Raw genomic sequence first — 14,329 nt, 5'->3', positions numbered from 1 at the left:
TCAAACGTGTAAACATAAGCCTGATTCGCCTCTTCTCAACCTTTTACTACTGCCTGATAGTCAGCCCCATCCTGTGGTAGAAAAGATGCCACAAGATAGAGTAAGCAGTACTATTTGAGGCTCACATGCACAATAATGATACCCAAAAAAGCAAGAGCTGTCACAAAATGAAGTGTACGCAACCCCTTGGGAAGCTTTTTCCTCTCTACCGCCTTTTCCACAAAAAAACCCAACGAGAGCAACACACCAAGCACGAGCCAGGCAACGGTACCTAGCAGTAGGTCACGCTGGAGGCGCTGATCCACAGTAGGATGGAGTACCAGCAGAAAAATATAGTAGAACATATGGGCCGTTGCTGTGATCCCCACTACCCAGCCAAAGAGTGGATGATATTTACGTAGCACAAGCAAGATGTTGCGCGAGAAGGTCGTGAGGACGGTTTGTCCCGTCTTCTTCATAAGAAGGTACAAGCGCCGAGTGAGCCATTGTCCCAGCGAATACACCATGATAAGGAAAGAGAGAAACCCCAGGTTGCTTCCCGGTTCCTGAAGTGGTCTCAACTGCGCCAGGGAGTGTCCCTGTAGCACCAGGAAAACACTGTAGGTCACACTCAACAAGAGCGAGAAGATGCTAATGGTCCAGACGCCCCATGAGACAGGGAGGCGCAGCAGGCGTAAAGTGCCGTATATAAGGAGAAATGCTAGCACCGCGAGCACGGCAACGAGGAGAATACCGATAAGCCCCTCGACAAGTTGTGTAAAAAGTACGTCCATCTTTTTCAAATCCTTTGTCTTAGATTATTCATAGCGGAGAATTTCCGCAATGCGGATCCTCCCGGCTCTTTGGGTTGGTCCCAGGCTGGCAAGCAAGGTAATGACAATCATAATGAGCAACATCCAAACAAGCGAGCTGGGAGCAAAAGCGTAGGGGATGGGAAACAGCCAGGAGGAGAAGAGGCTCACAAAAACTGAAGAAAGCGGAATTCCTATGATGCTACTGAGTAACCAGCCCAGGATGGTCAGGGTGAGACCTTCGATCCAGAAGACGCGGGTAATTTGCCCGGCACGTGCTCCTAGTGAGCGCCAAACACCAATTTCACGCTGGCGTTCGAGGACAGAGCTTGTAAGGGCATTATAGAGACCTAGAATGCCAACCATAGCCACACCAACAGCAGCTACATAGAAGATGATATAGATGCCAGCCGCACTACTGTCTTCGCTGGCAATTTGTTGCTGCTTCGTCTGGGCCAGAGCATCATAGCCGCTAGCTTGCAATGCGCTATTTGTCTCGGTAACGAGTCGTTGGAGCGCATCTGGCGTATTCTCTTTAGCCTGGACAAACAATTCATTGGCTTGCAGGTCTTGATGCCCTTCAAAACGATTGAGATCCTCAAGGGTGGTATAGGCGACGCCATATGAGCCTACTACAGGGCTAAAGTCATTGAGTGAGCCGATAATCTGCCAGTTCGCACTATGGCCATTATCATCGGTCAGTTGGAGGGTGTCGCCAATGGCGAGATGAGCCCGGTTCAGGAAGGTCGTATCAAGAACAATGGTGTTATGGCGCTGGGCATTGAGCCACTGGCCGTCAACCATTGGTTTCTTATACAGCTGTGTTTGTGGATTGATGCCTACAATATCGATGACCCCCCAGCGGGTCGAGGCAGGCAATAGATAACCTGATTCAAAGATGGCAATATTCTTGATTGTTTGCATCCGCTGCTGAAGTGGCTGATAGGGCTGGGCGGTGGCGCCCATAGAGACAACATCATAGGCATAGTTATCGTAGGTATGGAAAGCAAGCTGGCTAATATCATAGCGCACAGTCATCACAGCCAGAAATGTCATTCCTGAGAGCGTGAGCGCGGCAATCGTCAGTATGGCCTGTGTACGCTTACGAAAGAGGCCACGAAAGCCCAACCAGAAGGTTTGCGGGACCCAGGCCAGATGATGCGACAACAAGGTTTTCCGAGAAGAAGCACTATGCGTGACACCATAGGCACTCAATGCCTGGCGCACAGTGATCCGTGTCCCTTCCAGCAAAGGAAAGAGGGCCGCCAGCAGAGGCACACACAGACCCGCGATGATGCTGATAAGTAGGGTGATCGGTTCAAGTGAGAAGCCACCCAAATCTAAAAACTTGCTAGTGGCAAAACGGAGTGCGATACCATAGCCAGCCAAGATGCCCACTATGATAGCAGGGAAGGTGCCAATGATGCTATAGATGAAGACGGTCAGCAGATAGCTGCCAAGAATGATACCCCGTGTTCCGCCCATAGCCTTCATTGTACCGATAATGCGAGTCTGCTCGGCAATGACAGTCATCAACGTATTCATGATAAGAAAACAGGAAACTATGATAGCACCAGCCGCGAGGAGACGCACAAGATTAAAGAGTCCCGTAAGAAAAGCGTCGCCCACCTGGATGCCAACGCTGCTTTGAATCTGGGTGTCCTGACTATGAACGCCTATGTCCTGGAGCTGGGTGCTGACGGCCTGAGCAGTGGCATGCACCCTGTTAAAGTCCTGAACTTTGAGCGTCAGACTGTTGAATTGCATAGTCCCCAGCAATTGCTGCAAGCCGGACTGGCTCATGTAGCCTTGAGCGCTACCAGTGCCTTTCAGTTGTCCAATACCAGCCGTCTTTGCGATACCAACCACATGTAAGGTTTGGTTTCCCTGTCCCCTCTGGATCTGAATCATTTCACCCAGCGTGAGTGGCGCGAAGGACCCATCTTCAATCTCCATGGCAATCTCTCCAGGGCCGGGTGCACGCCCTTTGATGATGGTATAGGCTCCAAGAGTCACTTGCTGAGGATGAGGAAAGGCGGTGATATGCAGTTTGGTCGGCTGACCGTTTGTTTGCCACTGAACCAGGGCACTCATCTGGAGTTGCACGGCCTGGACGTTAGGTGTCCTAGCGACTAGCTGCTGGCCCTGCTCTGGGGTAATATGATCAACAAGTACAGTGATATCGGGGGCATGTGAGCGATCTTGCTGGAAGGCATAGCCCGCTATAAGCTTGGACTCAAAAATATTAATACTGGTTAGGCCAAACACCCCAATAAAAATGGCAAGAATGACCAGGAAAGAGCGTGCCTTGCGCTTGGTGACTTCCGCAATGGCTTTATGACGTAGTGCGCTATCAAGTGAGAGAAAACTCATTGCATTCCTCCACTCATTGATCCTGGCAGAGACTGAACGATACGCCCATCAGAGAGCTCAATACCAGATGAGGCACGCCGTGCCAGGGTTGGATCATGGGTGACATAGATAATAGTTTTGCCGTGGCTGGTAAGTTGAACAAATATCTGGAAGATCGCCTGAGCAGACTGAGAATCGAGGTTTCCGGTTGGTTCATCCGCAATCAGCACTGGGGGATCATTGGCAAGTGCGCGGGCAATAGCGACACGCTGTTGCTGGCCGCCAGAAAGTTCACTAGGGAGCCGCTTGGCGAACGCTCCTAATCCTACCGTATTCAGGCACGAAAGGGCGTGTTGACGCCAGGTGCGCCGGGGTAAGCGGCATCCGCCTAGCTCCATCGCCAGGAGCACGTTTTCTTGTGCCGACAGGGTTAAGATGAGTTGAAAGAACTGAAAGACAATTCCGACATGGCGCCCGCGCCACTTCGCCAACTGGTCCTCGCCCTTTGCGCGTATCTCTTCACCTGCAAAAAGAATACGCCCACTTGTTGGCCGATCGATACCCGTGAGCATGTTGAGCAGCGTTGATTTGCCACTTCCTGAGGGGCCATTAATAACAAAAAGACTTGCTTCTGGTACCACGAAAGAAATATCGTGCAAAATGGGAATATTCTGTTTCTTGGTAATAATGGTATGGGAAAGATGTTCGACTTGAATAAGGGCACTTCCCATAGGAGCATAGGATGGAGCGTGTGATGACGATGGTTGATACTGCAATGCGCGTCCTCCTTTTTACTTGGTAATTTTTTGTGGTTATTGAAGCTATACTACCTGGCTGGCTGGGGTTTGTCTTCCGAGAAAACCCTACTCTTGTCGCAGGATTGAAGACATATAAAACGGGCTGGCAAAAAACGAAATTCTGTAATCAGGGAAAACCCTGATTGCCAGCATTGGCATAGAGAGCGTATACTCTTTTCATATACTCTTTAAGAGAGCATGTAAGCGGTGAAGAAGTAAATAGTTCAAAAAGGGAAGGATTGCGTGCAAACTCTCCTGGCCAGTATGAAGAGTGCTCATGGGTGGCTCAGTGTGTTTGGGCTCCTCTCGTTGATAGGATGTCTAAGTCTAAGTATGCAGCAAGCAACCATGGGTGCTAGCGCTTCTGAGAATGCTATCTATACCATCGTGTTGGCGGGGGCTTTTGGGGGAAGTGGTACCGTGTTGTTATTCCGTCTGCGCAATGTAGCACTTGCGCGCATGGTGTACGTCATTTTTTTGAGTGCAGGCTTGATGAGTTGTTTTCTCCTGATGGGAAGTTGGCATCGCGCCTTGATTGTCAGTTGGGCCATTCTGGCTCAAGGAATGGTTGCGACTGTTATCAGTCTGGCCTCTGTCTTTCCTCATCGCTCCCAGCACTACCTGGCACGACATGTTGCTCTTGCCTCTTCGCCCCTCATGATACTTGCTGCCATTCTGGCGATCTGTCACATTCTGGCCGGGCTGTTTTTCCCCTTTATTGGGACCTCGATCTCATTCCTAGTCTATCTTTTTTCACTGTTCTGTATGTGTCTGCTTATTTGGGGCATCCATTCCGGGTTTCAACGCCTGGCAGCCGAGGATCGTGTATTCGCAAGTATGACGATCATTGGCCTGATATTTGCCTTGATGTCCTTTGCCATGAACAGCAATGCAGTTCTCTATCATGTCCCGATGGTACCCACATCTGTTGGCTTCCTGCTCTTGTTTAGCCTCCTGGTTGCTTGCGTGGCCTTAGTGATGAGCTTTCTACTCTGGGAATTGCGGCACTGGAAATCAAAAATGATGCCGCGTGTACTGAACATACTCTGCCTTCTCTGCCCAGGCATAGGCATGGGAATCTTGCTTGTGCTCTTGCGGTTCACACCTGAAGGAGATTTTCTACAACATGCGGTAGTCAGTTTTGTCACTTATCATCTGTTACTGCTCCCGGTGATGCTTTTGCCGCTTGTTTGTTACACTGTGCTACTCACACATCAACTCGCTGGGCAGACTGGCCTATTGAGTCGCAGCCTGGTCCGTAGCATGCTCTGGTTTTCTCTGGCAAGTTGCTTTGTCTTGAGTCACTTATTTCTCTGGGGGTTGCTCAATAGCCTGGTTTCCTTTGACCGCTCGCTTGTCCAGGCAGGCTGGTTCATGCTCAGTCTCTGCCTTTTCCCCTGGTGCTGGCAGAAGGTGCGGATGCTTGGAGACCAGGTATTTTATCGCGATTTTTACGCCTATAACCGCACACTGCGTGATTATAGTTTTGCTTTAACGCGTTCGCAAAATTTTTGGGAGATTTGTGAAGTCACACTTCCCTTGTTAGCTCGCTTGCTTAATGCCTCGGAAGTAGAAGTAATAGTGAAGAAAGAGCTCGTCTTGCCTAGTGACTATCCCCCCTTTCATGCGACCCCGCTTTCGCGATGGGTGAGCTCCTCTTCGCTTACGGCGGAGAAAGATGAGCGCGGTGCGAAAAGGGAGCAGGAGTATATGCAGCTGGTCGCTGCTGCGGAGGCCGCTTTGAGTCAGCGGCGAGATAAGCTCTTTGTCGCTGGCAAAATGCTGCTTTTTCCACTGTATGAAGGAGAGCGGCGACAGGGATATCTTTGTGTTGGTCCTAAACTTAATAAAGAAGGCTATAGCACACAAGATATCAGTTTTTTGGAGACCGTGACCGCACAATTGACACTGCTAGAGATCTGCACACGTGCAACTGAACAAGTACGCCTGAATGCTCGCCAGTTGGCCGCGCTCAATCATCGCTTACTCCAGGCGCAAGAAGATGAGCGGCGCCACCTGGCCCTTGAACTACACGATGGTACCCTTCAGCAGGCTATGCTGCTGGCACGGCATCTGGCTGATCATCGTGACTATCCACAAGCGCTGGAGGGGCTCTCGCTAGCACGTACGGTTGTACAGAGTTTGCGCTCGACCTGCCTTGAGCTACGCCCCCCGCTACTTAGTGAGTTGGGGCTACGAGAGGCTATTGGTTGGTTGGCGCAACAGGCGCAACAGCGCGGAAAGCTCACCGTTTCTGTCACGTATCGAGGAGATGAGACGCTTCGCCTTCCCCAAAAAATCGAGTTAACGATGTATCGAATTATACAAGAAACACTCAACAATATTCTCAAGCACTCTCAGGCGCAAGCGGCCTGGATTCGCATGCGTATGAGCCAGGATGGAACATGTAGCCTCCTAATTATAGATAATGGCAGAGGCATGCAAGCACAACAGGTCTCAGCTGAACATCTTGGCCTGGTTGGTATGGCTGAACGAATACAGGCTATTCATGGTCTCTTTCAACTGCGTTCCAGCCCTGGCAAAGGCGTCTGTGTGCGTGTTATATGCCGACCTGGGCATCATCCCTCGCACAAGGCACTGAATTGGGAGCTTGCTGAGCCAATCTAACAAGAAATGAGAGGTGTGATGGAGACACAACACAGAGATCCACAGGCTATTTCTATTGTCCTGGCGGATGACCATGCGATGATGCGTGAAGGAACACGGAAGTTGCTCGAGGAAGATGCTGCTTTTGTCGTCGTGGGTGAGGCCAGTGATGGACGTAAAGCCATAGCCCTATGTCGGCGGCTCTGCCCCGATGTCCTCATTCTCGACATCGCTATGAAGGAGACAAATGGGTTTACTATTGCTCAGACGCTACTAACAGAGGAGAGGCACCCGCAAATTTTGGTGTTGACGGCCTATGATCAGGATGCCTATGTCTGGAATATGCTCCGCCTCGGCGTGAAGGGGTACTGGCTCAAGAGCGCAAGTAGCCAGGACATTCGCCAGGCAGTCATTCGCGTAGCACAAGGGCAAGAGAGTCTGGATCCCGATATTCGTCCACTACTCAATCAGCAACGACCACTGGAACTGACCCAGCGAGAAAAAGAAATTCTCCTCCTGATTATGCAAGGAATGCGCAATAATGAGATCTGTCAACAGCTTCATCTCTCGATCAAAACCGTGGAATCACATGTGACGAATCTCTATCAAAAACTCAATGTTCAGTCACGTGTAGAAGCAGTCGCTGTGGCTCGGCGCTATGGCTTGCTCCTCAATCCAGAGTTTTGAGAAACTAGAGGCAACAACTGTTCTAGCCTCATCTTTTGCTCAGATAGCTGCCTAAAATGATACGATAAGGCCCAGATATACCCAAGTGCAATATTTATAAACGCCAATACTTAGGTTGATGTTGTATGAGTCATCGCTGATTTGGGAGCAACATCTGAGGGAACAAATGCGAAGATGTTCCTCTCACATTCAAGATACAGGCAAAAAAGACCTCTTAGTCCTTCACCTTAGCGGGTCAGGCTGGAATGCACCCGACCGTACCTATTCGTTCCTAACGTAGCTCGTAGACGAGCTGGATCTGGACACTGTACGACTTGTTTCCAAGCCTCCGGGGGTCAGTGACAGAATGTCTTCAGGTGCTCCTCGCTCCTCTGTGCATATATTTTGTTGACCCGATACTATGATAACAGGAATATGAATTACCAGGGATGGTACCAGTCTCTACAAGTGTATCGCTGCACGTGCGAATAAAGTCAAAGGAGATATCATATGGCAACTGGTCATCCATCAATCGAGCATCACCGTAAGGCTGCTGAGCATCATCGCAAGGCCGCAGAACATCACGAGAAAGCCGCTGAGCATCATGCCAAAGGCGAGCATGAGACCGCTGCATCACATGCTCATATGGCTCATGGACACCATATCCAGGCAACTGAGCATCTGGAGGAGGCAGCGAAGAAACACACTGCTCAACCTGCGGTAGCCAAAGCCTGATAGGTTTTCAATACATACATTTGCCACAGGTCAGTTGAGGGCTCCCTCAACTGACCTCTACGGCTCTCTAGCCAATTCTAGCCAATTCTAAAGAGTCGAGCGCTATAGCGTGTCGGCAGCGTAACGGTGAATACGCCTTTGTCTTCCTGCCAGTTCCAGGTATCTGGCCCTTGCGATGGGTAAATGCACTGAATATGTTCTGATGGTATTCCCTTGCGGTGGTGCAAAGGAAGGTCGATACTGGCCTCCCCAGTATCACGACGCCAGACAGCTACATAGTCCTTCTGCCCACAATGAAGCCCCAGGCTGACCCAGGAGGCATCAAATGTGGGAAGGCCAAGTGGCCAGAATGGGAGCCCATGGGGAATCTCGCGCCGCAACTCTTCTTTATAGAGCTGAATCGCCTCTTTCACGAGAGCAACATGTGCTGGTGGGAGCTGTGCCAATTGCCCACTGAGATGAATACGTTGTAAGAGCGCATTCACCATATTAAAAATAACGCCCTCGGTCTCATCTTTTTCTAATGGATAGGTCCAGATCGCCGACTGTTCTGGGGTGACGGCACTCAGACAACTCGCGGCAATCGGTGCATACAGACGATAGTTGTCCTGATCACTTGTAGATTGCAGGCTATGACGGCTGAGCAGTGCGTAATCCATCCGCATGCCACCACTCCCACAATTTTCGATGACCAGATGTGGATAGCGCACAAAGACCTGATCCAGCCAGTTCAGATACGCACGATTATGAGCCAGCAATCCCACGCCAGGGCTGGCGGCATCCACATCGGTTCCAACTCCAATGTTGATATTGTAATCAATCTTGAGATAGCCAACTCCGTATTCTTGCACCAGACGATCAATAGCTTCATTGGCATGGGCCAGGACAAGAGGATGGCGAAAATCAAGCTGATAACGGCCATGATCAATTACCCGTTTACCATGGCGACAGAAAAAACATTCATCCGGCCATTCTTGAGCAAGTGAGCAGTGTATCCCCATGACTTCAATCTCAAGCCAGAGCCCTGGCACCATGCCATGCTGCCGAATATACTCAAGCACGCTCTGGAGACCATGCGTAAAACGCGTCTCTGCGGGCGTCCAGATACCAACTGAGTCCCACCAGTAGCCATCATTAAACCAGCCCGCATCAATACAAAAATAATCACTCCCGACTTCCGCTGCGGCATCAATCAATGGGAGGAGTTTCTCTTCGCTAGGATTGGCCCAGAGACAATTCATGTAATCGTTAAAGATGACAGGAAGCTGTTCATTGTCGCGATTAGGACGACGAATACGCCGCCGATATTGTGTCATCTGGGCCACAGCCTGCTCAAATCCCTGCTCAACTGCACATAACGCCACCGGAATCGAGGTAAATGTCTCACCAGGAGCAAGTGGCTGAAACCATTGATGTTCTTGATCAGTTGGCCCGCTTATCTGAACATAGAGCTGATCAAGGGCGATATCGCTCATCTCCCAATGCCAGGAACCATTGTGTTCAATCTGCCAGAGCCAGCCTTCATTGCTCTCGTTATTCTGGAGGTAAGCCACCGGTAATGTTTGGCCGCTGGACCAGGTACCAACACTCGTGATCGCAAAACGTCGACCAGAGTAGGGCCCAACACGGCTCAGGCCGATCTCTGGCAGCGTATAGCTGCGCCATTGTCCTTCGCCCAGACAGGTGCTGTAGGGAACAGAACACTGCATGCGCTGATCCCAGTTCTGCTCTCCTTCTTTCGCAAAACCGTAATACGCAAATGACGAGATATACTCAATCGTCTGAGGAACTGGTCCATCATTGCGCACTTCTGTCCAGGATCGAAGGCAGGAAAGACCGGAAAAAAGCTGGAGATGGCTGATCACATGCAGTCCGGTCGTGGCATCAACCTGTTCAATCTCCCACTTTGTGCCAAAATCCGTCTGGTACGATCGATCTTCGCTATAGTGAAGCCGTTTACCAGGAACGGTGTAGGTATATCTTGAGCTATGATGACCATCCCGATCCTCTCCAGTCGCTTGAAGTTCAACCAATCGATAGAGGGACCTATCTTTCTCAGGGACCCTCTCCTCTCGAAAAGGGAGTGCCGAGCAATGCAGAAGGTGCACATCACCCTCATCCGTAATCTCCAAAACCAGGGAAAGCGGATTTTCAGACAAAGTAATAAAGCGAGCCATACATATTTTCTCTCAATTCTCTTGACTAGCGTTTGCGAATCTCCTTGCTATCAATAACAATCTCTGAGAATGGCGAATCGTTAGTATGTGTGAGGCCCAAATCAATCTCAGCCATTACCACCTTCCTGTTGCAACACTTTCCGTAGGGCCAGGGACTCTTAAAGCCAGATTGACCTTATGCTCATGACACAGGCTCAAGGAACATGGGATAGATCTGGGCCTCTATTATCCACTCAAAGAAGATCCCTTGCGCAAAGAAGAGGCCCACCAGCTCGCACAACAGATCAAACAAGATGATCTGAGTAGTGGTGGGATTGCATCTCAAGAGATCGCGCTTTCATGAGCATTCCAGAGAAGAGAGATAATGAGCTTGTACTCACCATGTTGATCCTGGAGTTCGTTCTTCTGTTCTGCTATCAGGCCTGACGCGCCTGGCGGGGTTTCTTTAACAGGAGAAAGGCGACCAGGGCCATGCCCAACGAGATCAGCACACCGATGGCGAAGGTGGTCTGCGGAGTGATCCAGAGACCCACAAGCGCCTGCATCAGCGGGCCAAGCATGACGGCAAGTGAAATAGCCGATCCGCGCAGACCCATGATCTGGCCGCGATTCTCTTCGTTCGTGTTCGCCAGGTAGATGCTCCCCATAGCTGGCTCAACAAAAGCACTGCCGAGTCCCGAGAGGACCGCACCCACCAGCAGAAACGGATAGAGGGGAGCCACTAATGTAAACACGATCAAAGAGCTGAAGAGCAGGCTTCCCATCACAATCAACGGTCGTTTCGGCAGTTTCTCAGAGAGCCGCCCCAGAATCAGCGGGAAGACGGCCAGTGCCATGCCGTAAGCGCTGAACAGCAGTCCATACTGCGCCGAACTATAGTGTAAGATCTTCTCAAAAAAGAAGGGAAACTGCGGGAACACGAAGGGGTAGGTGAAGATCATACCAAAGTCAATCACCAGGAATGGAGCGACCAGCCAGATCAGAGATGCCAGTTGCCATTGTTTCGGCTGCGAGGCACCAGTTCCACGTGTCACGCGTTGCTGCCTCGCCTGTGCTTTCGCCTGCCTGGAGAGCGTTTCTGGTACAAGAAAAATAGCGAGCAGAGAAGCCATCAGCGCAATGGTAGCCGAGAGGAGAAAGGGACTGGCAAAGCCCATACTCTGATAAAGGACGCCCCCCAGGCCCGGCCCCAGGGCGAAGCCAACCGCCTGAGCCGTCGTAAGTAGCCCAATCCAGCGCCCCTGCTTCTCAAGGGGAATGGTATCGCCAACCATCGACATCGCCGACGGAATCAAGCCGGAAAGCAGCATGCCCTCCACAAAACGGATGGGAATAAAGAACAGCGGCACGTTGACGAATGCCAGCAGGAGATTGGTCACAATAAAACCAGCCAGCGAGATAAAAAGGATAGGCTTGCGACCAATGCGGCCAGACCAGGTTCCCATTGGCGTGCTAAAAAGAAACATGCCCAGGCCAAAGGCTCCTTCCATCAGCGCCAGCATCTCAGATCCCATCCCGAACGACTGCAAGCGCTGGGGAAAAACAGGGATAATAATGGCAAAGCCTGTCATCAGTAAGGAAACACAGCCAATAAGAAATATCAGTGCTGCTGTGGGCTCTTTGGGTCTTACACTCTCCTGCAAAGGACTGGTGACGGTTTTCTGTTCGAGGACTGCTGTCTGCATCTCTCTCGGTTCCTTTCCGGTCTTCATCTACGTAGGAGCGGCAAGTTTCGGAAGGAAAGAGCCTTTGTATCTCCCTGACCCCCAATGGATCACATCCCCCCACCTACTCTCCTTGCAATTTGTCAGTGACTTCTCTATATCTCTTCTTCTGGCCCTTCTCCAAACCGGAAATGGATGTTGCTCATCAAGGTGTTCTTCCAAAGATGCCCTCTTCTTTTTCCGGTTTTTTATCCTTCTCCTGGAATAGGATAGTATCATTCCTTGCAATTTGCAAAGAAGAAAAAGGCAATAGTCTACGTCAAACATAGGAGAAAAATATGACAGGCACTATCAGCGGCAGCTCGGTCAACCAGCAGACATCGAGTGGTCGCAATCTATTTCGCTCGATAGCTCTCTGGACGCTGCAAATCTTGCTGGCGCTCCTCTTTCTTGCTACTGGCTGCATGAAACTGCTCACCCCTCCCGCCGTGATGCAGGCCCAGTTGGCGGTGCCCTTTCCACAATGGTTTATCTACTTCATCGGTGTAGCTGAATGCGCAGGCGGGCTTGGTCTGTTGCTGCCTGGCATCCTACGCATTCAACGCCGACTGACGCCAATTGCTGCCTGCGGATTGGTTATCATCACAATTGGAGCGGTCGCCGTGACGCTGCTGGGAGGAATGGGTATCGCAGCGGCCCTTTTTCCACTCATCGTTAGCCTCCTCTGCGCACTCATTGTCTTCGCGCGCCGCTCCTGGTTCGCGCAAGCCTGAGCCTCACAACTGGAAGAGCAGATGCAGAGGGGCGTAAACCTCCACAGGTAAGTGTACGCACGATCAGCAAGATATATTCTTATATAATAACCGACGGGACAGAACTGAGAAGATCAAGCAAGCTCTGAAATGCGTGGGAACGCCATTTCCGCTTCAAAAAAATGACCTGTGTCGAAAAATGAGCCTGGGGTGCAAATGGAATCGCCAGTAATTTTCCCTGAGCCACTTCCTCCTGGACGGCAAAAGAGGGCAGGAAGGCGATCCCCAGGCCACGCATCACGCATTGTTTGATAGCTTCAAGACTCTCAAACGCCGAGAGCATATGATATGCGATGCCAGCTTTCTTGAGTTCCTGAAGCAAGAAAGCGCGATAGGTACAGCCCTGTTCCGTCAGAATGAAGCTGGCATTGACGAGATCCTGTGGCGTAATTTCCTTGTACATTCGATATGATGAATCTGGGCAGGTCACAATGACAAGCGCTTCTTGCCGCACCGAGATGCTGATAAGGTCAGGGTCCTGCGTGGCCGTATCCAGAATCAACCCCAGGTCACAGGTTCCTTGCTGGATGGACTGTATAATCGAGTCTTCATTGCCTAGTTGCAGTGCAAGCGTCATGTTGGGATGCTCTTTATGAAAAGTCTGCAGGAGAGAGGGAAGGTAACAGGCGGCCAGGGTTTCAATCGTCCCAATCGTCAGGCTCCCTGTTTGCTGCGAGATAAGTTGTGCCTTTACTTCTTCATGCAAGGCCAGAATCTGCCGAGCGTATGCGATGAGAACGTCTCCCGCCTGCGTTGGCTGCATTTTCGGACCATGACGCTCAAATAAGACCACTCCATACTGTGCTTCTAACTTCTGAATCTGGGTGGTCACGCTTGACTGGGCATATCCCAGCACGTCAGCCGCCCGTGTGAAATTTTCCCATTTGGCGACTTCACACAGGGTTTGGAGATAAATAAAATCCATTGGTGGTTCTCCATCAAAAAGAGTGATGTTCCTCATCAAAAAGTATAGCGAACGCTGATGCCGCTGTCTATGGTAGAGTTGACCTGCACCAACAGTGGTGCCCAAGTCCATTCCCACCAAAGGAAGCAAAACGATGACACAAAATACCCCTGTTTCACTGGTCCTGGAAATACCAGCAGCGCCGTCCAAAGCTGCCCATCAGCACTTTTTTGCGAGACTGGCAGTTGAAACAGATGTCTCAGATGTCATGGGAGATCTCCAGCGCGGTTACGATGGCTTTGTCCTGATTGATGCACGGAGTACCCAGGATTTTGAGGAGTGCCATATTCCTGGTGCCATAAATCTCCCCTATCGAACTATTACTGCAGACACCATGAAAGCATTCTCTCAAGACAAGCCCCTGATCATTTATTGCTGGTCTCCTGCCTGTAATGCTGCCACAAAGGCAGCGGCAAGGCTAAGCGCCCTGGGCTTTCAGGTCAAAGAAATGCTTGGTGGCATCGAATATTGGCGAAGAGAGGGTGGAGCAGTAGAGGGAATCCTCAAGGAAGGGAATGTACTGGTACGCGCTGGCTCACCAACCTGATAGGGTCGCATCAGCCAGGACGTACGAACAGAAGGAATCATCTTGACAGGAAGCGGTGAGGACAACTTGCTAAGCATCAGCATTGTATCCTCAGGTTCCTCTAAAGGGATAGATTGAAGAGACATGTGGTTCTTCCTAAAAACGTAAGGACACTTTTTCCTCTAACAAGAGAGCCTTTGATCATCAGGAGGTGTCCAGCCGAGAGCAAAAACCACAT

General features: G+C 50.7%; 11 protein-coding genes. 5 read left to right on the top strand and 6 right to left on the bottom strand.

Annotated features, from left to right (window positions below; all coding sequences use genetic code 11):
- Positions 1 to 110 precede the first annotated feature (110 nt).
- Genes EL628_RS25250 through EL628_RS25240 form a run of 3 tightly spaced genes read right to left on the bottom strand, consistent with a single transcriptional unit; the run spans position 111 to position 3,919 of the window.
- The gene (locus tag EL628_RS25250; RefSeq protein ID WP_126582765.1) at positions 111 to 773 is read right to left on the bottom strand and encodes a hypothetical protein; all 663 of its coding nucleotides are present in this window, start codon (positions 771 to 773) and stop codon (positions 111 to 113) included.
- Positions 774 to 797: 24 nt separating this feature from the next.
- Positions 798 to 3,164 carry an ABC transporter permease gene (locus EL628_RS25245; protein WP_126582764.1) on the bottom strand — a complete coding sequence of 789 codons (2,367 nt, stop codon included), beginning with the start codon at positions 3,162 to 3,164 and terminating at the stop codon, positions 798 to 800.
- Positions 3,161 to 3,919 carry an ABC transporter ATP-binding protein gene (locus EL628_RS25240; protein ID WP_245994434.1) on the bottom strand — a complete coding sequence of 253 codons (759 nt, stop codon included), beginning with the start codon at positions 3,917 to 3,919 and terminating at the stop codon, positions 3,161 to 3,163. The genes EL628_RS25245 and EL628_RS25240 overlap by 4 nt, the downstream gene beginning before the upstream one ends.
- A 264-nt stretch (positions 3,920 to 4,183) precedes the next feature.
- Here EL628_RS25240 and EL628_RS25235 point away from each other — a divergent pair, with 264 nt between their 5' ends.
- From EL628_RS25235 to EL628_RS25225, 3 genes are all read left to right on the top strand, one after another.
- Positions 4,184 to 6,568: a sensor histidine kinase gene (locus tag EL628_RS25235; protein WP_126582763.1), complete on the top strand. Its 2,385-nt coding sequence runs from the start codon at positions 4,184 to 4,186 to the stop codon at positions 6,566 to 6,568.
- An 18-nt stretch (positions 6,569 to 6,586) separates the two neighbouring features.
- Positions 6,587 to 7,234, top strand: coding sequence for a response regulator (locus EL628_RS25230; RefSeq protein ID WP_161975758.1), 648 nt, complete (start codon positions 6,587 to 6,589; stop codon positions 7,232 to 7,234).
- Between the two features lie 489 nt (positions 7,235 to 7,723).
- A complete protein-coding gene (locus tag EL628_RS25225; protein ID WP_126582761.1) occupies positions 7,724 to 7,948 on the top strand; it encodes a hypothetical protein in 225 nt (74 codons plus the stop codon).
- A 77-nt stretch (positions 7,949 to 8,025) separates the two neighbouring features.
- Here the strand turns inward: EL628_RS25225 and EL628_RS25220 are convergent, their stop codons facing one another.
- Both EL628_RS25220 and EL628_RS25215 read right to left on the bottom strand, forming a co-directional pair.
- The gene (locus EL628_RS25220; RefSeq protein WP_126582760.1) at positions 8,026 to 10,125 is read right to left on the bottom strand and encodes a glycoside hydrolase family 36 protein; all 2,100 of its coding nucleotides are present in this window, start codon (positions 10,123 to 10,125) and stop codon (positions 8,026 to 8,028) included.
- A gap of 416 nt (positions 10,126 to 10,541) precedes the next feature.
- Entirely contained in the window at positions 10,542 to 11,810 is a 1,269-nt protein-coding gene (locus EL628_RS25215; protein WP_161975757.1) for an MFS transporter, read from the bottom strand.
- A gap of 317 nt (positions 11,811 to 12,127) precedes the next feature.
- Here EL628_RS25215 and EL628_RS25210 point away from each other — a divergent pair, with 317 nt between their 5' ends.
- Entirely contained in the window at positions 12,128 to 12,562 is a 435-nt protein-coding gene (locus tag EL628_RS25210; RefSeq protein WP_126582758.1) for a DoxX family protein, read from the top strand.
- A gap of 79 nt (positions 12,563 to 12,641) precedes the next feature.
- Here EL628_RS25210 and EL628_RS25205 read toward each other — a convergent pair whose 3' ends face one another.
- Entirely contained in the window at positions 12,642 to 13,526 is an 885-nt protein-coding gene (locus EL628_RS25205) for a LysR family transcriptional regulator (RefSeq protein ID WP_161975756.1), read from the bottom strand.
- A gap of 133 nt (positions 13,527 to 13,659) precedes the next feature.
- On the opposite strand from EL628_RS25205, the gene EL628_RS25200 reads away from it, so the two are divergent.
- Positions 13,660 to 14,112: a rhodanese-like domain-containing protein gene (locus EL628_RS25200; RefSeq protein ID WP_126582756.1), complete on the top strand. Its 453-nt coding sequence runs from the start codon at positions 13,660 to 13,662 to the stop codon at positions 14,110 to 14,112.
- Positions 14,113 to 14,329: the final 217 nt, after the last annotated feature.

Source organism: Tengunoibacter tsumagoiensis, assembly GCF_003967535.1.
Classification (GTDB): Bacteria; Chloroflexota; Ktedonobacteria; order Ktedonobacterales; family Ktedonobacteraceae; genus Tengunoibacter; species Tengunoibacter tsumagoiensis.
The sequence above is the reverse complement of the archived record's forward strand: the minus strand, read 5'-3'. Positions and strand labels throughout refer to the sequence as shown.